25 protein-coding genes and 1 pseudogene are annotated in these 23,036 nt (G+C 61.5%); 13 read left to right on the top strand and 13 right to left on the bottom strand.

The window, feature by feature from the left end; translation table 11 throughout:
- Nucleotides 1–37: 37 nt before the first annotated feature.
- Both AYR47_RS01700 and AYR47_RS01695 read left to right on the top strand, forming a co-directional pair.
- Nucleotides 38–520 carry a glutathione peroxidase gene (locus AYR47_RS01700; protein WP_061434045.1) on the top strand — a complete coding sequence of 161 codons (483 nt, stop codon included), beginning with the start codon at nucleotides 38–40 and terminating at the stop codon, nucleotides 518–520.
- Between the two features lie 132 nt (nucleotides 521–652).
- Nucleotides 653–1,757 (top strand): annotated as a pseudogene (locus tag AYR47_RS01695) (NADH:flavin oxidoreductase).
- On the opposite strand, the gene AYR47_RS01690 reads toward AYR47_RS01695, so the two are convergent.
- Nucleotides 1,726–2,928, bottom strand: a complete 1,203-nt coding sequence (locus AYR47_RS01690; RefSeq protein ID WP_061434043.1) for a glycosyltransferase family 4 protein — start codon at nucleotides 2,926–2,928, stop codon at nucleotides 1,726–1,728. The pseudogene AYR47_RS01695 and the gene AYR47_RS01690 overlap by 32 nt on opposite strands.
- Nucleotides 2,929–2,982: 54 nt before the next feature.
- Nucleotides 2,983–3,750, bottom strand: coding sequence for a sulfate transporter CysZ (gene cysZ, locus AYR47_RS01685; RefSeq protein WP_033896192.1), 768 nt, complete (start codon nucleotides 3,748–3,750; stop codon nucleotides 2,983–2,985).
- Nucleotides 3,751–4,033: 283 nt separating this feature from the next.
- Here cysZ and trxB point away from each other — a divergent pair, with 283 nt between their 5' ends.
- Nucleotides 4,034–4,996 (top strand): thioredoxin-disulfide reductase, encoded by a 963-nt coding sequence (gene trxB / locus AYR47_RS01680; protein WP_010206474.1) that lies wholly within the window; start codon nucleotides 4,034–4,036, stop codon nucleotides 4,994–4,996.
- A gap of 56 nt (nucleotides 4,997–5,052) precedes the next feature.
- Here the strand turns inward: trxB and AYR47_RS01675 are convergent, their stop codons facing one another.
- Genes AYR47_RS01675 through AYR47_RS01650 form a run of 6 tightly spaced genes read right to left on the bottom strand, consistent with a single transcriptional unit; the run spans nucleotide 5,053 to nucleotide 7,981 of the window.
- A complete protein-coding gene (locus AYR47_RS01675) occupies nucleotides 5,053–5,391 on the bottom strand; it encodes a HopJ type III effector protein (protein ID WP_061434041.1) in 339 nt (112 codons plus the stop codon).
- Entirely contained in the window at nucleotides 5,384–5,680 is a 297-nt protein-coding gene (locus AYR47_RS01670; protein WP_010206472.1) for a DUF1244 domain-containing protein, read from the bottom strand. Before AYR47_RS01670 ends, AYR47_RS01675 begins: the two co-directional genes overlap by 8 nt.
- Before the next feature lie 23 nt (nucleotides 5,681–5,703).
- Nucleotides 5,704–6,075, bottom strand: coding sequence for a dihydroneopterin triphosphate 2'-epimerase (gene folX, locus AYR47_RS01665; protein WP_033896194.1), 372 nt, complete (start codon nucleotides 6,073–6,075; stop codon nucleotides 5,704–5,706).
- Between the two features lie 2 nt (nucleotides 6,076–6,077).
- Nucleotides 6,078–6,632: a GTP cyclohydrolase I FolE gene (folE, locus tag AYR47_RS01660; RefSeq protein ID WP_033896195.1), complete on the bottom strand. Its 555-nt coding sequence runs from the start codon at nucleotides 6,630–6,632 to the stop codon at nucleotides 6,078–6,080.
- 20 nt (nucleotides 6,633–6,652) lie between these two features.
- Nucleotides 6,653–7,363 (bottom strand): dihydromonapterin reductase, encoded by a 711-nt coding sequence (gene folM, locus AYR47_RS01655; RefSeq protein WP_033896196.1) that lies wholly within the window; start codon nucleotides 7,361–7,363, stop codon nucleotides 6,653–6,655.
- A 57-nt stretch (nucleotides 7,364–7,420) separates the two neighbouring features.
- Nucleotides 7,421–7,981: an antibiotic biosynthesis monooxygenase gene (locus AYR47_RS01650; RefSeq protein ID WP_033896197.1), complete on the bottom strand. Its 561-nt coding sequence runs from the start codon at nucleotides 7,979–7,981 to the stop codon at nucleotides 7,421–7,423.
- A gap of 215 nt (nucleotides 7,982–8,196) precedes the next feature.
- On the opposite strand from AYR47_RS01650, the gene AYR47_RS01645 reads away from it, so the two are divergent.
- Nucleotides 8,197–9,147 carry a MerR family transcriptional regulator gene (locus tag AYR47_RS01645; protein WP_033896198.1) on the top strand — a complete coding sequence of 317 codons (951 nt, stop codon included), beginning with the start codon at nucleotides 8,197–8,199 and terminating at the stop codon, nucleotides 9,145–9,147.
- 2 nt (nucleotides 9,148–9,149) lie between these two features.
- Here AYR47_RS01645 and AYR47_RS01640 read toward each other — a convergent pair whose 3' ends face one another.
- On the bottom strand, nucleotides 9,150–9,755 hold the full coding sequence (locus AYR47_RS01640) for a hypothetical protein (protein ID WP_061434039.1): 606 nt from the start codon (nucleotides 9,753–9,755) through the stop codon (nucleotides 9,150–9,152).
- Nucleotides 9,756–9,813: 58 nt separating this feature from the next.
- Nucleotides 9,814–10,281, bottom strand: coding sequence for a PAS domain-containing protein (locus AYR47_RS01635; protein ID WP_033896200.1), 468 nt, complete (start codon nucleotides 10,279–10,281; stop codon nucleotides 9,814–9,816).
- A gap of 128 nt (nucleotides 10,282–10,409) precedes the next feature.
- On the opposite strand from AYR47_RS01635, the gene AYR47_RS01630 reads away from it, so the two are divergent.
- Entirely contained in the window at nucleotides 10,410–10,865 is a 456-nt protein-coding gene (locus AYR47_RS01630) for a flavodoxin (protein ID WP_033896201.1), read from the top strand.
- Here the strand turns inward: AYR47_RS01630 and AYR47_RS01625 are convergent.
- A complete protein-coding gene (locus AYR47_RS01625) occupies nucleotides 10,846–11,742 on the bottom strand; it encodes a LysR family transcriptional regulator (RefSeq protein WP_033896202.1) in 897 nt (298 codons plus the stop codon). The two genes, AYR47_RS01630 and AYR47_RS01625, sit on opposite strands and share 20 nt — an antisense overlap.
- A 98-nt stretch (nucleotides 11,743–11,840) precedes the next feature.
- Between AYR47_RS01625 and AYR47_RS01620 the strand changes: the two genes are divergently transcribed.
- The 5 genes from AYR47_RS01620 (at nucleotide 11,841) to AYR47_RS01600 (ending at nucleotide 15,752) form a co-directional block, all read left to right on the top strand.
- Entirely contained in the window at nucleotides 11,841–12,212 is a 372-nt protein-coding gene (locus AYR47_RS01620) for a CidA/LrgA family protein (RefSeq protein WP_033896203.1), read from the top strand.
- On the top strand, nucleotides 12,202–12,888 hold the full coding sequence (locus AYR47_RS01615; RefSeq protein WP_033896204.1) for an LrgB family protein: 687 nt from the start codon (nucleotides 12,202–12,204) through the stop codon (nucleotides 12,886–12,888). Before AYR47_RS01620 ends, AYR47_RS01615 begins: the two co-directional genes overlap by 11 nt.
- Nucleotides 12,889–13,038: 150 nt before the next feature.
- Complete coding sequence (locus AYR47_RS01610; protein WP_033896205.1) at nucleotides 13,039–13,821, top strand: class II aldolase/adducin family protein; 783 nt, start codon at nucleotides 13,039–13,041, stop codon at nucleotides 13,819–13,821.
- Nucleotides 13,821–14,723: an alpha/beta fold hydrolase gene (locus AYR47_RS01605; RefSeq protein WP_033896206.1), complete on the top strand. Its 903-nt coding sequence runs from the start codon at nucleotides 13,821–13,823 to the stop codon at nucleotides 14,721–14,723. The genes AYR47_RS01610 and AYR47_RS01605 overlap by 1 nt, the downstream gene beginning before the upstream one ends.
- A 117-nt stretch (nucleotides 14,724–14,840) precedes the next feature.
- Nucleotides 14,841–15,752, top strand: a complete 912-nt coding sequence (locus AYR47_RS01600; RefSeq protein ID WP_033896207.1) for an SDR family oxidoreductase — start codon at nucleotides 14,841–14,843, stop codon at nucleotides 15,750–15,752.
- On the opposite strand, the gene AYR47_RS32450 is transcribed toward AYR47_RS01600, so the two are convergent.
- Complete coding sequence (locus AYR47_RS32450; protein ID WP_156487768.1) at nucleotides 15,742–16,047, bottom strand: hypothetical protein; 306 nt, start codon at nucleotides 16,045–16,047, stop codon at nucleotides 15,742–15,744. The two genes, AYR47_RS01600 and AYR47_RS32450, sit on opposite strands and share 11 nt — an antisense overlap.
- 189 nt (nucleotides 16,048–16,236) lie before the next feature.
- Between AYR47_RS32450 and AYR47_RS01595 the strand changes: the two genes are divergently transcribed.
- From AYR47_RS01595 to AYR47_RS01585, 3 genes are all read left to right on the top strand, one after another.
- Complete coding sequence (locus AYR47_RS01595) at nucleotides 16,237–18,027, top strand: DUF1302 domain-containing protein (RefSeq protein WP_082461359.1); 1,791 nt, start codon at nucleotides 16,237–16,239, stop codon at nucleotides 18,025–18,027.
- 26 nt (nucleotides 18,028–18,053) lie between these two features.
- Nucleotides 18,054–19,412 (top strand): DUF1329 domain-containing protein, encoded by a 1,359-nt coding sequence (locus AYR47_RS01590; protein ID WP_061434037.1) that lies wholly within the window; start codon nucleotides 18,054–18,056, stop codon nucleotides 19,410–19,412.
- A gap of 146 nt (nucleotides 19,413–19,558) precedes the next feature.
- Nucleotides 19,559–22,060, top strand: coding sequence for a LuxR C-terminal-related transcriptional regulator (locus tag AYR47_RS01585; protein WP_061434035.1), 2,502 nt, complete (start codon nucleotides 19,559–19,561; stop codon nucleotides 22,058–22,060).
- Here AYR47_RS01585 and AYR47_RS01580 read toward each other — a convergent pair.
- Nucleotides 22,057–22,932 carry a helix-turn-helix domain-containing protein gene (locus AYR47_RS01580; protein WP_061434033.1) on the bottom strand — a complete coding sequence of 292 codons (876 nt, stop codon included), beginning with the start codon at nucleotides 22,930–22,932 and terminating at the stop codon, nucleotides 22,057–22,059. The genes AYR47_RS01585 and AYR47_RS01580 overlap by 4 nt on opposite strands.
- Nucleotides 22,933–23,036: the final 104 nt, after the last annotated feature.

Genomic DNA, 23,036 nt, shown 5'->3' with positions numbered 1-23,036 from the left:
CCGCAATGCGAAGAACATGGGATATCTGGAGTTCGTCATGAGTGCTTTCCACGACCTGAAACTCAAAGCTTTGGACGGACAAGAGCTGCCGCTGGCGCCCTTCAAGGGGCAAGTGGTGCTGGTGGTCAACGTGGCGTCCAAATGTGGTTTGACCCCGCAATACGCCTCGCTGGAGAACCTCTACCAGCAGTACAAGGACCAGGGGTTTACCGTGCTTGGCCTGCCGTGCAACCAGTTTGCCGGCCAGGAGCCGGGCTCTGAAGAAGAGATCCGCGAGTTCTGCAGCCTTAACTACGGCGTGACCTTTCCTTTGGGCAGCAAGCTCGACGTGAACGGCCCGGATCGTCATCAGCTCTACCGCTTGCTGGCGGGGGAGGGCGCCGAGTTTCCTGGGGACATCACCTGGAACTTCGAGAAGTTCTTGCTGGGCAAGGATGGGCGAGTGCTCGCACGCTTCTCCCCGCGCACGGCGCCGGACGATCCGACGATAGTCCAGGCCATCGAAAAAGCCTTGAGCTGAACAACCCTTCTGCAGGAGCCAGGCTGGCTCCTGCACTTTTACCCCTTAATCACCCAGATCAATAGTGCTACCCAGCACCTCGCGCTCCCCATATTATCCACATCATAAACCCCGACTTCCGTGGAGTGCCCCATGCCCGTCCAAGCCTTGTTCAAACCCTTCCAGCTCGGTGCGTTGCAACTGTCGACCCGCGTTGTCATGGCGCCGATGACCCGCTCGTTTTCGCCGGGCGGTATCCCCAACTCCAAAGTCATCGAGTACTACCGCCGCCGCGCCGCTGCTGGAGTGGGCCTGATCATCACCGAAGGCACCGTGGTCGGCCACCAGGGCCTCGAACGGTTACCCCAACGTCCCGCACTTCTACGGTGAAGCCGCCCTGGCTGGCTGGAAGAAAGTCGTCGACGCGGTACATGCCGAAGGCGGCAAGATCGTCCCGCAGCTGTGGCATGTGGGCAGCGTACGTCGCATCGGCACCGAGCCGGATGCCAGCGTGCCAGCCTACGGCCCGATGGAAAAACTCAAGGATGGCAACGTGGTCGTGCACGGCATGACCCATCAAGACATCAAGGAGGTGATCAACGCCTTCGCCCAAGCCGCCAAGGATGCCCAGAGCATCGGTATGGATGGCGTTGAGATCCACGGCGCCCACGGCTATCTGGTCGATCAGTTCTTCTGGGAAGGCAGCAATCAGCGTACCGACGAATACGGCGGCAGCCTGGCCAACCGCTCGCGTTTTGCCATCGAGCTGATCCAGGCCACCCGCGCCGCCGTCGGTCCGGACTTCCCGATCATCTTCCGTTTCTCCCAGTGGAAGCAGCAGGATTACACCGCGCGGCTGGTACAAACTCCTGAGGCGTTGGGCGAATTTCTCAAGCCGTTGTCTGACGCGGGTGTGGACATTTTCCACTGCTCCACGCGCCGTTTTTGGGAGCCTGAATTCGAAGGGTCCGACCTCAACCTCGCCGGCTGGACTCGCCAGCTCACCGGCAAACCGACCATCACTGTGGGCAGTGTCGGCCTGGATGGCGAGTTCCTGCAGTTCATGGTCAACACCGACAAGGTCGCGCAACCGGCCAGCCTCGAGAAGCTGCTGGAGCGCCTGAATAACGATGAGTTCGACTTGGTGGCGGTAGGGCGTGCGCTACTGGTCGATCCGGATTGGGCGTTGAAGGTGCGCGAAGGCCGCGAGGGCGACATCCTGCCCTTCAGTCGTGAGGCGTTGACGACCCTGGTGTAAGCGGCGACAGGGCGGGCACCGGGTGCCCGTCCTTGCAGACCCCGCGCAACTGGCGTTCGAATTGCTCGATGATCGCCGGCCAACCCTGGCGACTCGCATGCTGACGTGCATTCAGGCGCATGCGACGCAGGCTTTCGGCGTCCTCCAGCAGCCAGTTGGCCGCCTCGCAAAACGCGTTCTCATCCCCCGGCATCGCCAGCACGCCGTTGTAGCCATGGCGAATATGCTGCGTCGCCGCTGCCTGATCGTAGGCCACCACACCCAACCCCGACGCCATCGCTTCCAGCACCACATTGCCGAAGGTTTCGGTCAGGCTGGGGAACAGGAACACATCACCTGACGCGTAGTGCCGCGCCAGTTCCTCACCGCGCAAGGTGCCGCAGAAGATCGCCTCCGGCAGTTCTTTCTCCATCGTCGCGCGTTGCGGGCCATCACCGACGATGATCAGCTTCATCTGACGCAGAGGGTAGGTGTCCTGCAAGGTCTCGAAGCAGCGCTTGAGCAACCCCAGGTTTTTCTCCTGGGCCAACCGGCCCACATAGAGCACGGCGGTTTGTTCACTGTTCAGCGCCCAACTTTCCCGCAATGCATTGTCGCGTTTGGCCGGGTGGAACAACTGGCTGTCCACTCCGCGCGACAACATGCCCAGACGCTCGAAATGCTTGCGTTCCAGTTCCAGGCGCTGGCTGGCGCTGGGCACTAGGGTCAGGGTCGAGCGGTTATGGAACCAGCGCAGATAGTGAGTGACCATCCGGCTCAGCATACTCATGCCATATTGGTTCGAGTACTGCTGGAAGTTGGTGTGAAAGCCGCTGACCACGCTGATCCCCAGGCGACGTGCGGCGCGCAGCGCGGACAAACCTAGCGGTCCTTCCGTGGCGATGTACAGCACGTCCGGGCGCTGACGGGTCCAGCGCCGCAGCAATTTGTGCATCGACGACTGCCCCCATTGCAGGCCCGGATAACCCGGCAGCGGCCAGCCACGGCACAGCAGCAAGGCGTCGTCGCTGGGGCGGCTCTGGTCGACGCCCTGGCGCGGACGCACCAGCTCGACTTGATGGCCACGGGCACGCAAACCCTCACACAGGCGACCAAGGGTATTGGCCACCCCGTTGATCTCTGGCGGGAAGGTTTCGGTAATGAGGGTGATGTGAAGCGAGGCTGTCGTCATGACCCACAGTGTCGCCGTGGGCCATGTCGTCATTGTGTCATCGAGATGATGGATTTATGACTGGGTCACTTTTTGCTGCTGTGCCATTGCCTCGGCACCTTGTTCACGCACCCAGAACAACGTGGCGCCGGCCACCGCTGCGGGCATCATCAACAGGTTGACCACCGGCACCAGCAGTACCAGATAGACGATCCCGCCGAAGCTCATGCTCTGCCAGCGTTTCTGGCGCAGCCAGGCGAGCATCTCGTTCCAGCCCAGCTTGTGGTTATCCGCCGGGTAGTCGATGTACTGGATCGCCATCATCCACACGCCAAACAGCAGCCACAGCGGGGCGGCGATCAGGTTGACCACGGGTATGAACGACAGGATAAACAGGCCAATGGCCCGTGGCAGGAAGTAGCCCAGCTTGCGCATCTCGCGGGCCAGGGTGCGCGGGACCATGGCGATCAACTCGCCCCAGCTGAAGGCCGGGAAATCATCGGTGCCGCGTACCACCACTTCCACTTTCTCCGAGAGAAAGCCGTTGAAGGGCGCGGCGATGATGTTGGCCAGCATGGTGAACGTGAAAAACACCATCAACACCACCAACACGACAAACAGGGGCCAGAGCAGGTAGTTCAGAAAGCTCAGCCAAGTCGGCAGCGTCGGCATCAGATGATCGACCCACAGGCTGAACTGATGACCGGCGAAATAGATCAAGCCGACGAACAGCACCAGGTTGATCACCAGCGGCAGCAGCACAAACAGGCGCAGGCCGGGGCTCAACACCAGTTTGAGGCCTTCACGCAGGTATTGCGGGCCGGAAAGAGCAGGGGCGGGCATGGAGAACTCCGAACAAAGTGACGAACGCGCCGACCTTACCGGCTTTGTTTAACAGGCGAAAGCGGCGACATCAGTGGTAACAAAGGTGTTGATCAACAGCGGTGACTGCATAGAGACCACCTATGAGCTGGATTGTTATTCCGTATTTCCTTAATCTTGCCCCCCTCGATACGCTGCACCCATTATTTTTCAGGGTCTGCGAGTTGAAGCCTTCCCCAAGTGCTTCGTGGTCCCTTTTTTATTCCAGCCGCCTTGTAGTCTGGGTGGTCGATAGGAGTGAGTCATGTCTGATACCCGTCATTCGCGAGTGATTATCCTGGGTTCCGGCCCTGCCGGTTACAGCGCTGCGGTCTACGCTGCCCGGGCCAACCTCAAGCCGCTGCTCATCACTGGCATGCAGGCGGGTGGTCAACTGACCACCACCACCGAAGTCGACAACTGGCCGGGCGACGTCCACGGCCTGACTGGCCCGGTGCTGATGGAGCGCATGAAAGAACACGCTGAACGTTTCGAAACCGAGATCGTGTTTGACCACATCAACCAGGTCGACTTCTCCAAGAAGCCTTACAGCCTGACCGGCGACAGCGGCGTGTACACCTGTGACGCGCTGATCATCGCCACCGGCGCCAGCGCCCGCTACCTGGGCCTGCCATCGGAAGAAGCGTTCATGGGCAAGGGCGTTTCCGCCTGCGCGACCTGCGATGGTTTCTTCTACCGCAACAAGCCAGTCGCCGTAGTCGGTGGCGGCAATACCGCTGTGGAAGAAGCACTGTACCTGGCCAACATCGCCAGCACCGTGACCCTGGTTCACCGCCGCGAGACCTTCCGCGCCGAGAAGATCCTGATCGACAAGCTGCACGCCCGTGTGGCTGAAGGCAAGATCATCCTCAAGCTCAACGCCACCCTGGACGAAGTCCTGGGCGACAACATGGGCGTGACCGGTGCCCGCCTGAAGAACAACGACGGTAGCTTCGACGAGCTGAAAGTCGACGGCGTGTTCATCGCTATCGGCCACACCCCTAACACTTCGCTGTTCGAAGGCGTGCTGGAAGCCAAAGACGGTTACCTGGTGGTGCAGGGCGGCCGCGAAGGCAACGCGACTGCCACCAACATCGAAGGCATCTTCGCTGCCGGTGACGTGGCCGACCACGTCTACCGCCAGGCCATTACCTCGGCCGGCGCTGGTTGCATGGCGGCACTGGATGCCGAGCGTTACCTCGACGGTTTGAAGGATGCGTCGTTCTAAATCGTTGAAATAAAAAAACCGGCTGAGAGGCCGGTTTTTTTATGTCCGCGATTTGATCAGCGACGGGTCAGCGGCAGTGCGCTGAATTTCACACCGGCCAAGCCATTCGCAATCAACGCACGGATATTGCCGTGATCGCTGCCCTCAGGCGTCGCCACTACCGAGCGGTAATGCTCACCAAACGCCAGCAGTGCTTCCTGATCGCTCAGACCTTCCAGCAGCGCCAGGCCCAGGGTCTTGCATGACCCTTCGTTCTGCCCGGCAGCGTTTTCCACGTCGCCATTGGTGAAAGCTTGCGGCTGGTAGTCATAACCGGCAGCGACGAACGCCAGGGTATCGGCAAAAACATGTTCGCCACTGTTGAGGCTGGCGCGCAGGGTGTTCAGATCAGTCATGGGTTTTTCCTTTGGCGAACGCCGCCTGTTGGTCGGCGCTGGCTTCTTTCTGGTATTGGGCTTTCCACTCGGCGTACGGCATGCCGTACACCACTTCACGGGCGTCATCGAGGCTCAGCTCGATCTGGCGCTCGTCGGCCTCGGCCTTGTACCACTTGGACAAGCAGTTGCGGCAAAAGCCCGAGAGGTTCATCAGGTCGATGTTCTGCACATCCTTGCGGCTGTCCAGGTGCGCCACCAGCCGGCGGAAGGCGGCGGCTTCGAGTTCGAGGCGTTGTTGGTCGTTCATAGGGCTCACTGACAATTCAGGGGTTAACGGCTGGCCGCCAGGGTAATCGAAACCGACTCGGCAAAGCGCAAGGCATGGGGCTTGTCCACTTCGACTTCGGCGTACAGCACCGACTCATTGCCCATCACTAGGTCCAGCAGCTCCTGGGTCAGGCGCTCCAGCAGGGCAAAGCGGTTGCCCTCGACGTGGGCGATGATCGCCTTGGTGATGGTGCGGTAGTTCAGCGCATGGTCAATGTCATTGTCGCGCACGGCTTCCTGGGCGGCATACAGGATGGTCAGGTTGATCAGCACATCCTGCTTGTTGAGGATCTCGTCCTCGTTGATGCCGATGTACGTGCGCAGGCACAGGTCCTTGACCCGGATGCGCGCCATGCCTGGTTGAAGTTGTGGCATTGCTACTTGCTCCGTCCGATCAGTTGCAGGAACTCCATGCGCGTGGTGTTCGACTCGCGGAACGCGCCGAGCATCACCGAGGTGTTCATGGTTGAATTCTGTTTTTCCACGCCGCGCATCATCATGCACATGTGCTGGGCTTCGATCACCACGGCTACCCCGGCGGCCTGGGTCACGTCCTGGATCGCGTCGGCGATCTGTCGGGTGAGGTTTTCCTGGATCTGCAGGCGCCGGGCGAACATGTCGACGATGCGCGCCAGCTTGGACAGGCCCAGCACCTTGCCGGTGGGGATATAGGCCACATGGGCCTTGCCGATGAAGGGCAGCAGGTGGTGCTCGCACAACGAGTACAACTCGATGTCCTTGAGGATCACCATCTCGTCATTGTCGGAGGTAAACAGCGCACCGTTGACGATCGTTTCCAGGCTCTGCTCATAGCCGTGACACAGGTACTGCATGGCCTTGGCGGCGCGCTTGGGGGTGTCGAGCAGGCCTTCGCGCTCCGGGTCTTCGCCCAGGCCTTTGAGGATCTCGCGGTAGTGATGGGGCAGGGTCATACAACATCCTCACAAACGGCTTACTTGATATGCCGCCCGCCGTTGACGGTCAGGGTGGTACCGGTGACATAGGGGTTATCCAGCAAATAGCGCACGCTCTGGTAGATCACCTCGGGGCCGGGTTCGATGCCCAGTGCCGACTTGGCCAGTACCTTGGCGCGGTAGGCGGCGTCGTCGCCTTCGTTGAACATCACCATTGCCGGGGCGATGCCGTTGACCTTGATCGACGGCGCGAACTGCGCGGCAAATGACAGCGTGAGGCTGTCGAGGCCGGCCTTGGTGGCGCAATAGGCAATGTGCTGGCGGCTGCCCTTGCGCACCACGTCATCGCTGATGTGCACGATGTCTGCGGGAGAAGAGCGTTGCAGCAAAGGTGAACAATGCAGGTTGATCAGATACGGCGCAAGCATGTGCACGCTGAACATGTCGGTAAAGGCGTGACTTTCTTCGTCGGGCGTTTCGGCGATCCAGGCCGAGGCGTTGTGGATGATCGCGCGCAGGCGTTGGGTATGGGTGTTCAGTTCAGCGATAAACGCCAGGATGCCGGCCTCGCTGGATAAATCGGCAAACACCCCAATCGCTCCGCGTTCGCGCAGGGCCTGTACGCCGGGCCGCTCGCTGCGGTAGCTGAAAATCACCGGATGGCCGTCGTCCAGCAGGCGCTGGGCGCAATGCAGACCGACACGCTGGCCGGCGCCGGTGATCAGGATCGGGGCGTTCGTTGCAGTCATGGGAGGCTCGAGTCGCTGGCAGATTGAAACTATACCAGCGACTGGGCGCCCCTGTACTCAAGCAGCGGCTTCGCCGGCCTTGCGTGGGGTCGGTACAGGATGCAGCCAATTGGCCAACAGATGGGTCGACAGCGGGATGAACCAGTACACCATCAGCGGCGTAAGGGCCATGGTGCTGACCAGCACGCGCGGCGCCAGGTCGAGCCCGTTGAGCAAAGGGCCCAGGACAAAGTTGAACAGCAGCGACACCGGGAAAAACGCCAACCAGATCGCCACCGCCTGCTTCCAGCGTGGTGGGCGGGCGCCGACTGCGCCGAACCAGCCATCGATACCGCGTACGCGGTGCTCGGACGGGTTGGCAAACAGCTCGCTGCCACGGCTTAACCAGGTACTGCGGGAGGCCGAAAATTCCCAGGCATGCAGGGTCTTTTCATCGGCGAAGCGGAAAATGATCTGGAATTCATCATCGTTGGGCGGCGGCGCGAGGACACCTGAACCCAGGTAGCCGGGAAAGTCCGTGGCCAATTGCTCGCCTTCGCGCAGCCAGGCCATCAGTTCTTCGTAGCGACCCTTGGCCACGCGGCGCGCAACCATCAGGGTGACGGGAGAGGTAGACATTGTGCATCTCCAAATAAGCGAGTGCGCTGGGCCGGGTAGGCGGCACACAAACGAGGCTGCGGGGTGTTGCAGCGACGTAGAAAGAACAGGCAAGGATTATTCCTGTTTTAGCGAAATACACCAGATACTTTGGTCGGTTCGTCGTTCAGCTTGTGTCGATCCGCTGAAAAAGCGTTAAATGGGATCCAAATCGACACGGATGTTTTTGACCTCTGATGCCCGAAACTATTGCTCCTCAACGCGAAACGATTTCCGACAACGGAAGCGCTTGCGACGATCTTTTCCCTATCCGCGAAGTCGCTCGGCTGACCGGCGTCAACCCGGTGACCTTGCGTGCCTGGGAACGGCGCTATGGCCTGATCCAACCCACCCGCACCGAAAGTGGGCATCGGTTGTACTCGCGCACAGACATCGACACTGTGCACCGGATTCTCGACTGGATTGAACGCGGCGTGGCGGTGAGCAAAGTGGGGCGGATCCTGGCGCGCGACGCGTTGCTCAGCGAACCGGATGCCGCCCTCGGCGCGGAAGTGGAATGGGAGCAATGGCGCGGGCAATTGCGCCAGGCAATCAGCGCATTCGATGACCGCCAATTGGACCGTTTGTACGGCCAGATCTTTTCCGCCTATCCCCTCGCCGTGGTGTTCCAGGACATTCTCATGCCGCTCTGGCAGGCATTGTTGCGTCACCAAGGCCGCTTCGGCCAGGCCAGCGAGTGGCTGTTCTTCGATAATTTCCTGCGCTCGCGTACGGCGCAACGTTTGCAGATGGCCGCCGCCGCGCCGATGCCTCGAGTGTTGCTGGCCGCCGTAGCCGGGGAGTGCCGCGAGCTGGAGTTGCTGGTCGCGGGTTTGTTGATGTCTGGGGAAAAACAAGCGGTCAAGGTCTTGGGCGTGGGACAGCCATTCGATGAGTTGACGCTGATCTGTGAAAAGACCCAACCCCGAGCCTTGGTGCTGTTTTCCAATCGCGCCCCCAGCAGCGAGCTGCCGTTGCGGCTCAAGCGTCTGGCGCTGACCCTGGATTGCCCGTTGTTGTTGGCCGGTGATGCAGCGGACTTGGCGCAGGAAAGCCTCGCCGGTTCATCCATCGGCTGCCTGGGTAATGAAGGCCGGTTGATGCAGCGCCGCTTGCAGCAGTTTCTGGGCGGTGGCCTGGATACCTGATCTCAGGCGTGGACTTCAGGATGGACCAGGCGCTGCTGGTGCAGGATGAACTGGCGCAGGCGCTCGGTTTCGTCGACGTCGCCCTGGCTCAGCCGATAGGCGAACAGCCCGCGCGCGGTTTCCCGTTCGAAGGTTCCGCGCAACGCAATGCGCTCGTAACCTGAAGGACTGAACCACAGTGAAAAGGTTTTCGGCGGCTTGACCCGGCCCCGAATCTCCACCAGCACACCCTTGAACGACACCTCGTGCACCCACAATGCACCCGGGGTGCCCTTGATATTTTCCAGTGCCACCGGGGTTTCCAGCGCCAGGCGCCAGGGGCGGATCATCGGCCCGTCCTCGAAAATACTCGGTACGCCCAGGCGCAGGTGAACCGCATGGAACTCATCTTCCACCAAGTGCAGCGGGAAGGTCAGTTGCTGGTTGTCAAATTGCGCCTGGAGGGTGACATGGTCATGGGCGGCGAGCCGGGTCAGCAAGTCGCGAATCTGCGCACCGCCGTTGACGGTCAGGCTCGACGAGGCATCCCGCAGGTTCAGTTGCGGGTTGTGTTGCATGTTCTGAATGAAGTCCAGTTCATCCTGGGTCAGAAGCGCGTCACGTTGCATCGCTCGTGCTCATTAGAGGGTACTAAAATGCCATTATCCCCCCTAATGACCTCCTTACCTAAATTTTGTTAGATCCGCTCGTCGCCTTGAGCACCGCCAGTTCAGCCTTGAGCTGCGCCAGTTCGGTCTCCAGCTGGGTGACGCGCTGCTGGGCTTTGACTTGCAGTGTGACGTCCTTTTGCACACCGACGAAGTAAGTCTGCTTGTCCGCTTCGTTGTACACCGACGATAGCGACAGCTCGTTCCAGAAGTGGCTGCCGTCCTTGCGGTAATTGCGCAGGATTTCCCGGCAGGCCCCGCCATTTTCCATCGCTTCCCGAATCGCCATCAGCGCAGGCTGGTCACGGTCGCCCGATTGCAGGAAACGGCAATCCTGATAGAGGATTTCATCCAGGGTGTAGCCGGTCAGGCGTTCGAATGCCGGGTTGACGTAGATCAGCGGCTTGTCCTTGCCTTCGCGCTCGGCGACGACGATGCCGTCGTTGGAAGCGTTGACGACCAGTTGCATCAGCTTGGCGTTAATCATTGAGCGGTCCATGGCTTGTTTTCGAGTCTGGAGTTTATGGCAACTGTCGAATGTTGCACGGGCTGCGCCGAAATAATTGCCCCAGCTGTTAATATCCCAGGCTTTCACTCAACTACAGGATCAGATTGATGAAAGTCGCCATCCTTTCCGGCTCGGTCTACGGCACCGCTGAAGAAGTCGCCCGCCACGCTGCCGATATTCTCAAGGCCGCCGGCTTCGAGGCCTGGCACAACCCCCGCGCCACGTTGGCGGATGTGCAAGCTTTCGCGCCGCAAGCTTTCCTGGCGGTGACGTCCACCACCGGCATGGGCGAGTTGCCCGACAACCTGCAGCCCCTGTATTCGATGATTCGCGATCAACTACCTGCCGCCTGGCGTGGCCTGCCCGGTGCGGTGATCGGCCTGGGCGACGCCAGCTATGGCGATACCTTCTGCGGCGGTGGCGAGCAAATGCGCGAGCTGTTTGGAGAGTTGGGTGTGCGCGAAGTGCTGCCGATGCTGCGCCTGGACGCCAGCGAAAGCGTCACCCCGGAAGCCGACGCTGAACCGTGGCTGGCTGAGTTGGTTACTGCACTGCGCGGCTGACCGGAAATTCCCGCAATAACGCCAGCCAGGCCTGGGCGGCTTTCGATAGATAGGCGCCCGCACGCCAGGTAAACGCAATGTCCCAGCGCAGGTCGTCGGGCGCCTTGAGCGTCAGGCGCACCACGCCCGGTCGCACCAGCCCACGGGCAACCACACTGGGCAACAGCACCACGCCCTGGCCCGCCGCGACCAGGGCGGCGAGGAAATCCGCCTGGCCGCTACGGCCGATTTCCCTCGGAGTGAAACCCACCTGCTGGCAAGCCTGGATCAACCGATCATTGAGCACAAAGCTGCGCTGGTACATCAGGAACGGCGTGTCCGCCAGTTCCTCCAGGCGCACCTGGGCGTTCTGCGCCAGCGGGTGATCCATCGGCAGCAGGGCGTCGAGCGGCTCATCGCAGAAGGCTTGCCGGGCGAAGGCCGGATCACTGGAATTCAGGCAGCCACCCACATCCAGTTCACCATTGAGAATGGCCTGTTCGATCGTGCGGCTGCCGCCTTCCAGCAGTTGGATGGTGACCTTCGGGTAGCGCCTGCGGTACTCGGCAAACAGTCCCGCAAACAACGTATCCCCCGCCAATAGCGGCAGGCCCAGGCGCAACTCGCCGCGGGCCAGTTGCTGCATGTCATCCAGCTCACTCAGCAATTCCGTCTGCAAGCGCAGCATGGCTTCAGCCCGTTGCAGCACCACTTCGCCGGCAGCGGTCAGGCGAATGTGTGAACCGGTGCGCTCCAACAGCGGTGTGCCCAGGCTTTGTTCCAGTTGCGCCACCTGTTTACTGACGGCGGATTGACTGATGTGCAGGGTTTTCCCCGCTTGGGTAAAACCGCCTCGGTGGATCACTTCGACAAAGCTGCGCAGCTGTTTGAATTCCATGATCAGGATTCCCATTTGGAATAGTCGGCAGTCTAACAATTCGCTGTGGGGATGGGGTGCGCGTCTCTAAAATGGAGGCCTGCGAGGAACCAAAGCCCATGAAACGTTTCACCCGTCTGTTGATTGAATTGGTCGTGCTGTTGGCCATTTACCTGCTCGGTTGCCAATTGGCCGTGTGGCTGGCGTGGCCGATCCCTGGCGGCGTGGTGGGGCTGGGCCTGCTGCTGGCAACCTTCGCCAGCGGCCTGGTCAAGCCGGCGGCCCTGCAATTGGGCGCCGGAGTATTGATGGCTGAAATGTTGCTGTTCTTCATTCCTGCGCTGATGAGCCTGCTGGACTACGGCGGCCTGTTGCGCAATGACGGCTGGCGTATCCTGCTGGTGATTGGCTTCAGCACGCTTGCGGTGATGTTGGTGACCGCGTTCACCGTCGAACTGGTGTGCCGCTGGAGGCTGCGCCATGAAGCTTGAGCTGATGCCGGTGTTCTGGCTCGCCTTGACCTTGGGCGCGTATGTCTTCAGCCGGTGGATCTACCGTCGCACCGGACGTTACCTGTTGTCGCCGCTGATCCTGGTGCCGGTACTCTTGCTGGCCGTGGCGGTGCCGATGAACACCGCCTACGCGGAATACTCCGCTGACACCCATTGGTTGATGCTGGTGCTGGGCCCGGTGACCGTGGCCTTCGCGGTGCCGATCTGGCAGCAGCGCACGTTGCTGGCGCGTTACTGGTCGGCCTTGTTGCTGGGCATGATCGCCGGCAGCGTGGCCTCCATCGCCACCTCATTCGGCTTGGCCAAGGCGTTGGCGCTGGACACCTCGGTGACGATGTCCCTGGTGCCGCGCTCCATCACCACGCCGTTCGCCATGCCCGTGTCGTCCGACTTGGGTGGCGTGCCGGAACTGACGGCCGTGTTCGTGATGTTCACCGGTGTGTTCGGCGCCATGCTCGGCGGTGTGCTGCTCAAGTGGTTGCCATTGCGCACCCCCTTGGCGCGCGGCGCGTTGTTTGGGGTGGGTGCCCACGGTGCGGGCGTGAGCCGAGCACACGAAGTGGGCGGTGAAGAGGGCTCCGTCGCGGGCTTGGTGATGGTGTTGACGGGACTGCTCAACCTGTTCGCCGCGCCTTTATTGGCGGCACTTCTCTGACGTCGCTTGGATGGATTTCAACTATTCTCAACGCTGACTCGTACGGTCATCAAGCTGGCTGCCAAGGCAACTACGGCGGCCACGGCGTCTGACTAGACTGGCCCATCACTCAAAAAAACAACAAGAAAGTGCGCCAAGGAGGTCGTTGCCGTGAGCCTAGCCCCCGTTCTATCGCCACAGAATGTCAAAGATCAGGTCAGCGCTGCCGAATGGCAGACCCGTGTCGACCTGGCTGCCTGCTACCGCCTGGTGGCGATGCATGGTTGGGATGACCTGATCTTCACCCACATCTCGGCCAAGGTGCCGGGCACTGATGATTTCCTGATCAACCCCTATGGCCTCATGTTCCACGAGATCACTGCGTCGAGCCTGGTCAAGGTCGACCAGGCCGGCAACAAGCTGATGGACAGCCCCTACGAGATCAATCCGGCGGGCTACACCATCCACAGCGCCATCCACGAAGTGCGCCACGACGTAACCTGCGTGCTGCACACCCACACCGCTGCCGGTGTTGCGGTGGCGGCGCAGAAGCAAGGCGTGTTGCCGATCAGCCAGCAATCGATATTCGTGCTGTCGAGCCTGGCCTATCACGCCTACGAAGGTGTGGCGCTGAATCACGAAGAGAAGGCCCGCCTGCAGGCCGATCTGGGCGACAACAATTTCCTCATGCTGCACAACCATGGCCTGCTGACCTGCGGCAGCACCATCGCCGACACCTTCCTGATGATGTTCACGTTCCAGCGCGCCTGCGACATCCAGGTGCTGGCGCAAAACGGTGGTGCTGAATTGATCGGCATCGGCCCACAGATTCTCGCTGGCGCCAAGGCAATGGTGGCGGCTGTCACAAAGAGCGCACAAGGTATGGGGGGCGCGCTGGCCTGGCCGGCGTTGCTGCGCAAGCTGGACACTCAAGACCCTGGGTATAGAAGCTGATGCCACTCGCCGAGATCCCGCTGAGAGCCTGGCGCAAACGCAGCCAGACGTTCGACTTCCACGGCCGCACCATCCGTTATTGGGTGGCGGGGCAGGGCGAACCGTTGCTGCTGATCCATGGCTTTCCCACCGCCAGCTGGGACTGGCACTACCTGTGGCAGCCCCTGGCCCAACGCAACCTGGTGATTGCCTGCGACATGCTCGGTTTTGGTGACTCGGCCAAGCCACTCGACCACGGTTATTGCCTGCTGGAACAAGCGGATTTGCAACAAGCCCTGCTGGAACATCTGCGCGTGGAGCAGCCGGTGCATGTGCTGGCCCACGACTACGGTGACAGCGTCGCCCAGGAACTGCTGGCCCGGCACTACGAGAGTCGCTTTCAGATGGCCAGCTGCGTGTTTCTCAACGGCGGCTTGTTTCCCGAAACCCATCGCCCGGCATTGGTGCAAAAACTCTTGCTCAGCCCGCTGGGCTGGATGATCGGCCGTGCCTTTGGGCGCAATGCCCTGGCGAACAGTTTCAGCCAGATCTTCGGCCCCAACACTCGCCCCAGCGAAAGCGCCCTGGATGATTTCTGGAGTTTGATCGACTGCCATGAAGGCACGCGCATCCTGCACAAACTCATTGCCTACATCCCTCAACGCAGGCGTATGCGTGAGCGTTGGGTGGCGGCGATGCAACAGGATGAAGTGCCACTGCGGGTGATCGATGGCGAGATCGACCCGATCTCCGGCGCTCATATGGTAGAGCGTTACCGCGAGTTGGTGCCCCACGCCGACACGGTGCTGCTGGCCAATATCGGCCACTACCCGCAGATCGAGGCGCCGGTTCAGGTGCTCAAGCACTACCTGGCGTTCCGTGATCGGATTGGGCAACCGGCACCCCGATTGGCCTATTCCTGAGCTGACGATTATCCCCCAGCCTTATCGAGCACCATTCAGCCCTGGCCGGCTTTATTGTGACCAAAGCCCCCGTGCCTGACACTCGACCCATTCCCATTGTCGCCTTTGGAGTTCGGTATGAGTCAGTCAGTGCAGTTCCAGGATAAGGTCGTGATCGTCACCGGTGCCGGCGGCGGGTTGGGCCGGGCGCATGCGCTGCTGTTCGCCAAACATGGCGCCAAGGTGCTGGTCAACGATCTGGGCGGTTCCACCCAGGGCGAAGGCGCCAATGCTTCGGCTGCCGACCGTGTGGTGGCGCAGATCCGCGAAGCCGGTGGTATCGCCGAAGCCAACCATGACTCTGTCACCGACGGTGACAAGATCGTGCAGAACGCCCTCGACGCCTTTGGCCGTATCGACGTGGTGGTCAACAACGCCGGCATCCTGCGCGACAAGACCTTCCATAAAATGGACGACAGCGACTGGGACCTGGTTTACCGGGTGCATGTCGAGGGCGCCTACAAAGTCACCCGCGCCGCCTGGCCCCATCTGCGCGAGCAAGGTTACGGGCGGGTGATCTTCACCGCGTCCACCTCGGGCATCTACGGTAACTTCGGCCAGTCCAACTACGGCATGGCCAAGCTGGGCCTGTATGGACTGACGCGCACCCTGGCGCTGGAAGGTCGCAAGAACAACATCCTGGTCAACGCCATCGCCCCAACCGGTGGTACGCGCATGACCGAAGGCTTGATCCCGCCGCAGGTGTTCGAGCGCCTCAAGCCGGAGTTGGTCAGCCCATTGGTGGTGTACCTGGGCAGCGAAGCCTGCCAGGAAACCTCGGGGTTGTTTGAGGTGGGCGGCGGCTGGATCGGCAAAACCCGCTGGGAGCGCAGCCTGGGCGTGGGCTTTGATCCGCAAGCGGGCTTCTCGCCCGATGACGTGGCGGCGCATTGGCAGCAGATTTGCGACTTCGAAGGAGCGGCTCACCCCAAGGACAACATCGAGGCGTTGAAGGAGATGATGGCCAATTTGCAGAAATTCAGCCTGTGATCGTTGCTTGAAAAAGCTTGAATGCTACGGGGCGCTGAGGGCGCCCCGTTTTATTCCAGGCATAAAAAAGGCCGCTGCATAGGCAGCGGCCGAAGTAAGACGTTGGATCAAGGAGCGACAAATCAACGTCAGTGAACACCGGTAACAGACTGAAAAAAGGCATCAATCCATTTGAATCTGGCTTTTCTTCCGGTTGTGGAAGCGGGCCGTTTGCCCTGAAAGCCCGGTAAGAATAGCCGTTTGTAACAAAATGAGTAATGCCGATTCGTGACAAGGACTGTTGCGCAATCAGCAACAGTTGCGCGGTCCTCCATACATTCCCCTGATAACCCACCATCCACCCAATGCATGCCTGTGCCCGAAGCCCAGGCCAGAGCGCCCTGTCATCCTTTCGAGCGACAACACGAATCCCTCCTTGGTGCGCTTATCGCTCCTGATGGGCGGCAGTAGGGTGGGGCCTTCTGTCACTCACCGGGGAAGACGCATGACAAGAACAACAATGCGCGCCATCTTCAGGCCACAGGCGCTGGCCGCTGCGGTTGCGTTGGGGTGCTGTGCCCAGGCACAGGCTGTTTCATTCAACATTGGCGAGATCGAAGGGCAATTCGATTCCTCGCTGTCGGTGGGCGCGAGCTGGGGCATGCGCGACGCCGATAAAAAGCTGGTGGGCACCGTCAATGGCGGCACTGGCCAGGCGTCTACCGGGGATGACGGGCGCTTGAATTTCAAGAAGGGCGAGACCTTCTCCAAGATCTTCAAAGGTATTCACGACCTGGAACTCAAGTACGGCGACAGCGGCGTGTTCGTGCGTGGCAAGTACTGGTACGACTTCGAGTTGCAGGATGAAGATCGCGAATTCAAACAGATCAGCAATCACCACCGCGATGAGGGCGCACGTTCCTCCGGCTACGAATTGCTCGATGCCTTCGTCTATCACAACTATTCCATTGGCGACCAACCGGGCAACGTGCGCCTCGGCAAGCAAGTGGTCAGCTGGGGCGAAAGTACCTTTATCGGTAACTCCATCAACAGCATCAACCCCATCGACGTCTCAGCCTTCCGCCGCCCCGGTGCGGAGATCAAGGAAGGGCTGATTCCGGTGAACATGCTGTTCGCCTCCCAGAGCTTGACCAACCAACTGACAGTGGAAGGTTTTTACCAACTGAACTGGGAAAATACCGTACTGGATAACTGCGGCACATTTTTTGGTGGGGATGTAGCGGCGCATGGCTGTAATGGCAACTACACGGTGGGTAGCCCGGCGATTGCGCCGTTGCAGCCAGTGGCGGCACGGTTTGGCCAAGGCTTCGAAGTGACTCCCGAAGGCGTGATTGTGCAGCGCGCGCGTGACCGTGATGCACGCGATTCCGGCCAATTCGGTACCGCGTTGCGCTGGCTCGGGGATGATACCGAGTACGGCCTGTACTTCATGAACTACCACAGCCGCACGCCGACGGTGGGCACGATCACCAACAACTCCAACGCAACGACGATGGATTCCATCCGTAACCTTGCCAACTTCCTGCGACCTGGCACCGGTGATGGGCTGGTCACCAGCACGATGCTCGGTCGTGGCCAGTATTACCTCGACTACCCGGAAGACATCCGCCTGTTCGGTGCGAGCTTCTCCACCACCTTGCCCACCGGCACGGCGTGGACCGGCGAGATCAGCTACCGCCCCAATGCCCCGGTGCAACTCAACACCACCGACCTGACCCTGGCGCTGGTCAACCCGACCTCCGGCCAACTGGCCTCGCCAATCCGCAGCAACTTCGGCGACGACAACAAAGGCTACCGCCGCAAGGAAATCACCCAGATCCAAAGCACCATGACCCAGTTCTTCGATCAGGTGCTGGGCGCCGAACGCCTGACGCTGGTAGGCGAGGCTGCGTACGTGCATGTCGGTGGGCTGGAAGACAAATCCAAACTGCGCTACGGCCGCGACTCGGTCTACGGTGCCTATGGTTTCCAAGGTGACACCGATGGTTTCGTCACCGCCAATTCCTGGGGTTACCGCGCGCGGGCGATCCTTGACTACAACAACGCGATTTTCGGGGTGAACCTCAAGCCCAACCTGTCCTGGTCCCATGACGTGGCCGGCTACGGGCCCAACGGCCTGTTCAACAAAGGCGCCAAGGCCATCAGCATCGGCGTGGACGCGGACTACCGCAGCACCTACACCGCCAGCCTGAGCTACACCGACTTTTTCGGCGGCGACTACAACACCCTGACCGACCGCGACTTCCTCGCCCTCAGCTTCGGCGCGAACTTCTGACCTGGCTTAAAGAAGGACAAGCATCCATGCGTAAGACAATTGCAGTGTTGGCCCTCAGCCTGTTGGCCACCCACGTGATGGCAGCGGTGTCGCCGGAAGAGGCGGCCAAGCTCGGCACCACCTTGACCCCGGTGGGCGCCGAAAAAGCCGGCAACGCCGACGGCTCGATCCCGGCCTGGACCGGTGGCATCCCGAAAAACGCCGGCGCCGTGGACAGCAAGGGCTTCCTGGCCGACCCGTTCGCCAGTGAAAAACCGCTGTTCGTGATCACCGCGGCCACCGTCGACAAATACAAGGGCAAACTCTCCGACGGCCAGGTGGCGATGTTCAAACGCTACCCCGAGACCTACAAGATCCCGGTGTACCCAACCCACCGTACGGTCAACCTGCCACCGGAGATCTACGAATCGATCAAGCGCAGCGCGCTGAACGTCAAGCCGATCAATGACGGCAATGGCCTGGAAGGTTTCACCGGTAATCGCTATTACGCGTTCCCGATTCCGAAGAATGGCGTGGAAGTGCTGTGGAACCACATCACCCGCTACCACGGCGGCAATTTGCGCCGCATCATCACCCAGGCCACGCCGCAGACCAACGGCAGCTACACGCCGATCCGCTTCGAAGAGGAAGTGGCGGTGCCGCAATTGATCCCGGACATGGACCCGGCCAAGGCGGCCAACGTGCTGACCTTCTTCAAGCAGTCGGTGACGGCCCCGGCGCGCCTGGCGGGCAATGTGCTGCTGGTGCATGAAACCCTCGACCAAGTGAAGGAGCCGCGCCTGGCGTGGATCTACAACGCCGGCCAGCGTCGCGTGCGCCGCGCGCCGCAAGTGGCGTATGACGGGCCGGGCACCGCCTCCGACGGCCTGCGCACCTCGGACAACTTCGACATGTTCTCCGGCGCCCCGGACCGCTACGACTGGAAGCTGGTGGGCAAGAAAGAGATGTACATCCCCTACAACAGCTACAAGCTTGACCAGCCGACCCTCAAGTACGACGACATCATCAAGGCTGGCCACATCAACCAGGACCTGACCCGCTATGAGCTGCACCGCGTGTGGGAAGTGGTCGGCACGGTCAAGCCGAGTGAGCGGCACATCTACGCCAAGCGCCACATGTACATCGATGAAGACAGCTGGCAGGTGGCGCTGGTGGATCACTACGACGGCCGTGGCCAACTGTGGCGTGTCGCCGAAGGTCATGCGCAGTTCTATTACGACCACCAGACCCCGGCCTACACCGTGGAAACCCTCTACGACATCATCGCCGGGCGCTACATCGCGTTGGGCATGAAAAACGAGGAGAAGAGCAGCTTTATGTTCGGTTTCGCGGCCAAGGCGGCCGATTACACCCCGGCAGCGTTGAGGGCCGAAGGGGTTCGCTGATCACCCTTTGATCTGGCCGGGACCCTTTAGGCTCCCGGCTTTTTTATGCCCGCCAATCACCCCGCTGAATACTTCTTCAACAACCGCCGACCACAGGACTAGGGTAGGCGCCACGTTGCATAACAATAAAAAAGCAGGATGCAGCAATGACCGCCATGACACGCTGCCTGGACCGTCCTGGATTCATGCCTCGGCTGTCCGCCCATCATTTGTTGCGCCCACGCTTGGCCGAGCCTTTGCTGGTGGCGCGGGTCAGGGTCAAGTTGCTGTGCGCGCCCGGCGGCAGTGGCAAGAGCGCGCTGCTCGCCGAGTGCGCGTTGCAGGCACCCAAGGATTGCCCGGTGTACTGGTTGCCGCTCAATGGTGTTGCCCTGAGCCCCCTCGATCTTTGCCAGCGCTTGGCGCAGAACCTGGGTTTGCCGTTCACCGATGAGGCGACCCTGCTGTCGGACCTTGCGCGTTGGCAGGCCCCGGCGTGGGTGTTCCTCGATGACTTCTGCCGCTTGCCCGCGCCGGACACCGACGCCTTGCTGGATCGCCTGCTCACTGCCAGCAGCCCGGCCCTGACCTGGTGGCTGGGCGCGCGGCGTCGCCCGCTGTGCAATTGGCCGAGGTTGCTGCTGGACGATGAGCTGCTGGAGTTTGGCGCAGACTTGGCGTTCAGCCCTGCCGAGGTCCAGCAATTGCTCATTCATGCGCCGGGGCAGTCCGTCGACAGCGTGTTGCAGTTCAGTGCCGGCTGGTGTGCCGGTACGCGCATCGCCTTGCTGGGGGACGGCCACCCGGAAAAGACCTTGCTCGATTACCTGCAACACGAGCTGTTCAGCACCTTGCCAGCCGAGCTGGCCGAAGCCTGGCGCGTGCTGGCGCATCTGCCGCGTTTCAACGCAGGGTTGTGCGAGCACCTGTTCGGCTTTGGCGACGGCGATCAGTACTTGCACGATCTGCAAGCCCTCGGCGCGTTTATCCAGCCTTGGGAAGACACCGAGTGGCTGCAGGTCTTTCCACCCCTCGCCGATTTGCTGCGTGACGAGCCCTGGCCAGCCAAGCGTTCATGGCATCGCCGCGCCTGCCAATGGTTCACCGCCGAACAGGACTGGCAGGCCGCGTTTGAACAAGCCTTGCTCGCCGAAGAATACGAAGTGGCGGTGAGCCTGTTGCAGCACTTCAGTTTTGAAGACTTGTTCCGCCAGCAGAACGCGATGCTGCTGTTGCGCCTGCATGAACAGCAGGGTGATGAGCTGATGCTCGGCTCGGCGCAATTGGTCGGGTTGCTGACGGCGGCGTTGCTGTTCGCCGGGCGCTTCGAGCAAGCCGCGCAATGCATCCATCAACTGGCACGCTTCGCGCCGCAACCGACGGCGGCGCAACAGCGCTACCTGCTGGCGCGCTGGCAGGCGCAGTGGGGCTGGTTGCTGCATCTGGGCGGTGATGCCGAGCGCTCTCGCGAGCATTTTCTGGAAGCGCTGCAAGCCTTGCCCGACAGCGCTTGGACGTCGCGGTTGATGTGCCTTTCGGGCCTGACCCAGCAAGCCTTGCTGCGCGGTGAACTGGACGTTGCCCAAGCCCTGAGTCGCGAAGCCTTGTGCTTGGCACGTTCCCACGGCTCGTTGCTGCTCGAAGCCTTGTTGGAGTTGGACCACGCGCAACTGCTGGAGCAGCGTGGCGCCCCTTATCGGGCGCAAAGCCTGCTGGAAAATATGCAGGCGATGTTGCTCAAGCAGCGCCTCAAGGCCGGGCCCTTGGTCGGGCGCATTGCCCTGCGGCGTGGGCACTTGGCGTTGCGGCAAGGGCAGGACAGCCTGGCGGCCGAGTGTTTCGAGGCGGGCTTGAAGATGTGCCTGCACAGCCAGGACAAACGCGTACTTTACGGATTTCTCGGCCTGGCCCTGCTGGCCGCCAACCGTGGCGATTACGCCCAGGCCTTTGTGCAGCTGCGCGATGCCGAGCGGCTGATGCAACAGCGTCAGGTGCCCGACACGGTGTACCGCGCGGTGTTGCTGCTGGTCAGCGGGCATTTCTGGTTGCAGCAGGGGCGTGCCGAACTGACGGTGGAGGCGGTGCGCCGTGTGCTTCGCCACTTCCGTGGGCCTCAGGCCCGGCAGGCGCCCCCCGCCACCTTGGAGTTGGTGCCACGTCTGGAGTACCTGCTGGTGCTGGCGGAAGTGAAACTGGGTTGCGCCGATCAGCCAGTGGCGCGGCTCACGGCCTTGCTGGACACCACCCGCCAGCGCGGCATGCTCTGCCTGGAAACCGAGTTGCACTTGGTGCTGGGCGAAGTGGCCTGGCAAATCGGTGATTCCGCGCTGGCGCGCCGCTCGCTGCAAACCGGGCTGGCGCTGGCGGCACGCTGCCAGGTGCAGCAGGCGGTTCGCGAGCTGCGCTTGCGCTCGCCGGGGTTATTGAGCGAGCTGGGCATGGAGCCGCAAACGCCAGCGTCGGGAGCGGTAGAGAGCCCACTCAGCCAGCGTGAACTGGAAGTGCTGCAGTTGATCGCCCTGGGCTATTCCAACCTGGAAATCGCCGACCGGCTGTTCATCTCCCTGCATACGGTCAAGACCCACGCGCGGCGTATCCACAGCAAGCTCGGCGTGGAGCGGCGCACGCAAGCGGTGGCCAAGGCCAAGACGTTGGGGTTGATGACCTAGGCGCAGAACGCCTGTCGGTACTCGCCGGGCGTGGCGCCCATGGCTTGGCGGAAGCGATGGGTGAAGTGGCTGGCGCTGGAGAAACCGCACATCAAGGCGATTTCACTCAAGGGCAGGGCGCCCCTGCGCAATAGGGCCTGGGCGCGGGTCAGTCGGCGGGCCAACACGTACTGATGGGGCGGCAGGCCGAAGCTTTGGCGGAACATCCGCGCGAAATGGTATTCCGACAGCGCGCACATCCCGGCCAACTGGCCCAGGCTGATCGGGTCTTCCAGATGCTGGTCGATGTACTCCACCAACAGCCGTCGCTGATGCGCCGCCAGCCCGCCTTTCAACCGCAGCCCCTCGCGGGCGCCGACCTGGCTGAGCAGGGTGTGGCTGAGCATTTCGTGGGCCAGGCTGCTGGTCAGCAGGCGCTCGGCGGGTTCGTGCCAGTTCAGCGCGATCAACTGGTGAAAGCGCCGGGCCTGGCTGGCGTCTTCCAGGAAGGTGCTTTCGCGCAGTTGCAGGGTGCGCGGTTCGCGGTCGAGCAGGGTGACGCAGCCGAGGGCGAATTGCTCCGGGCTGAAGTACACGTGGGCCAGGCGGATTTCGCCGTTGATCACCCAGGCCGACTGATGCTCGGCGGGCAGGATGCACAGCTTGTCGGGCCCGCCCTTGGTGCCGGGCCGGTCGCGCCGAAAGGTGCCGGTGCCGCCGCCGATGTAGCAGGACAAGGTGTGATGGCTGGGCGCCTGGTAATCCTGGGCATCGTGATGGTTGCTCCACAAGGCTGCAGACAAGCCGTCACCGAGCTCGGCGCACGCTTCGAGGCGTGCATTGGGCGAGCGGTTAAGGGCTTGAAAGACTTGCAGGGATTCCAGATCAGGCATGGTTCGTACTCTCCGACGCCTTGCATCCTACTCCGCGCGGCGCGTGCTGTGCGCCCATCGCCCGACAAAAGCGCAAGATTGTGCAAGAGCGCGGCATGGATCGC

It is taken from the genome of Pseudomonas azotoformans, from assembly GCF_001579805.1.
GTDB lineage: Bacteria > Pseudomonadota > Gammaproteobacteria > Pseudomonadales > Pseudomonadaceae > Aquipseudomonas > Aquipseudomonas azotoformans_A.
This window is presented reverse-complemented; position numbering and strand designations above follow the sequence as displayed.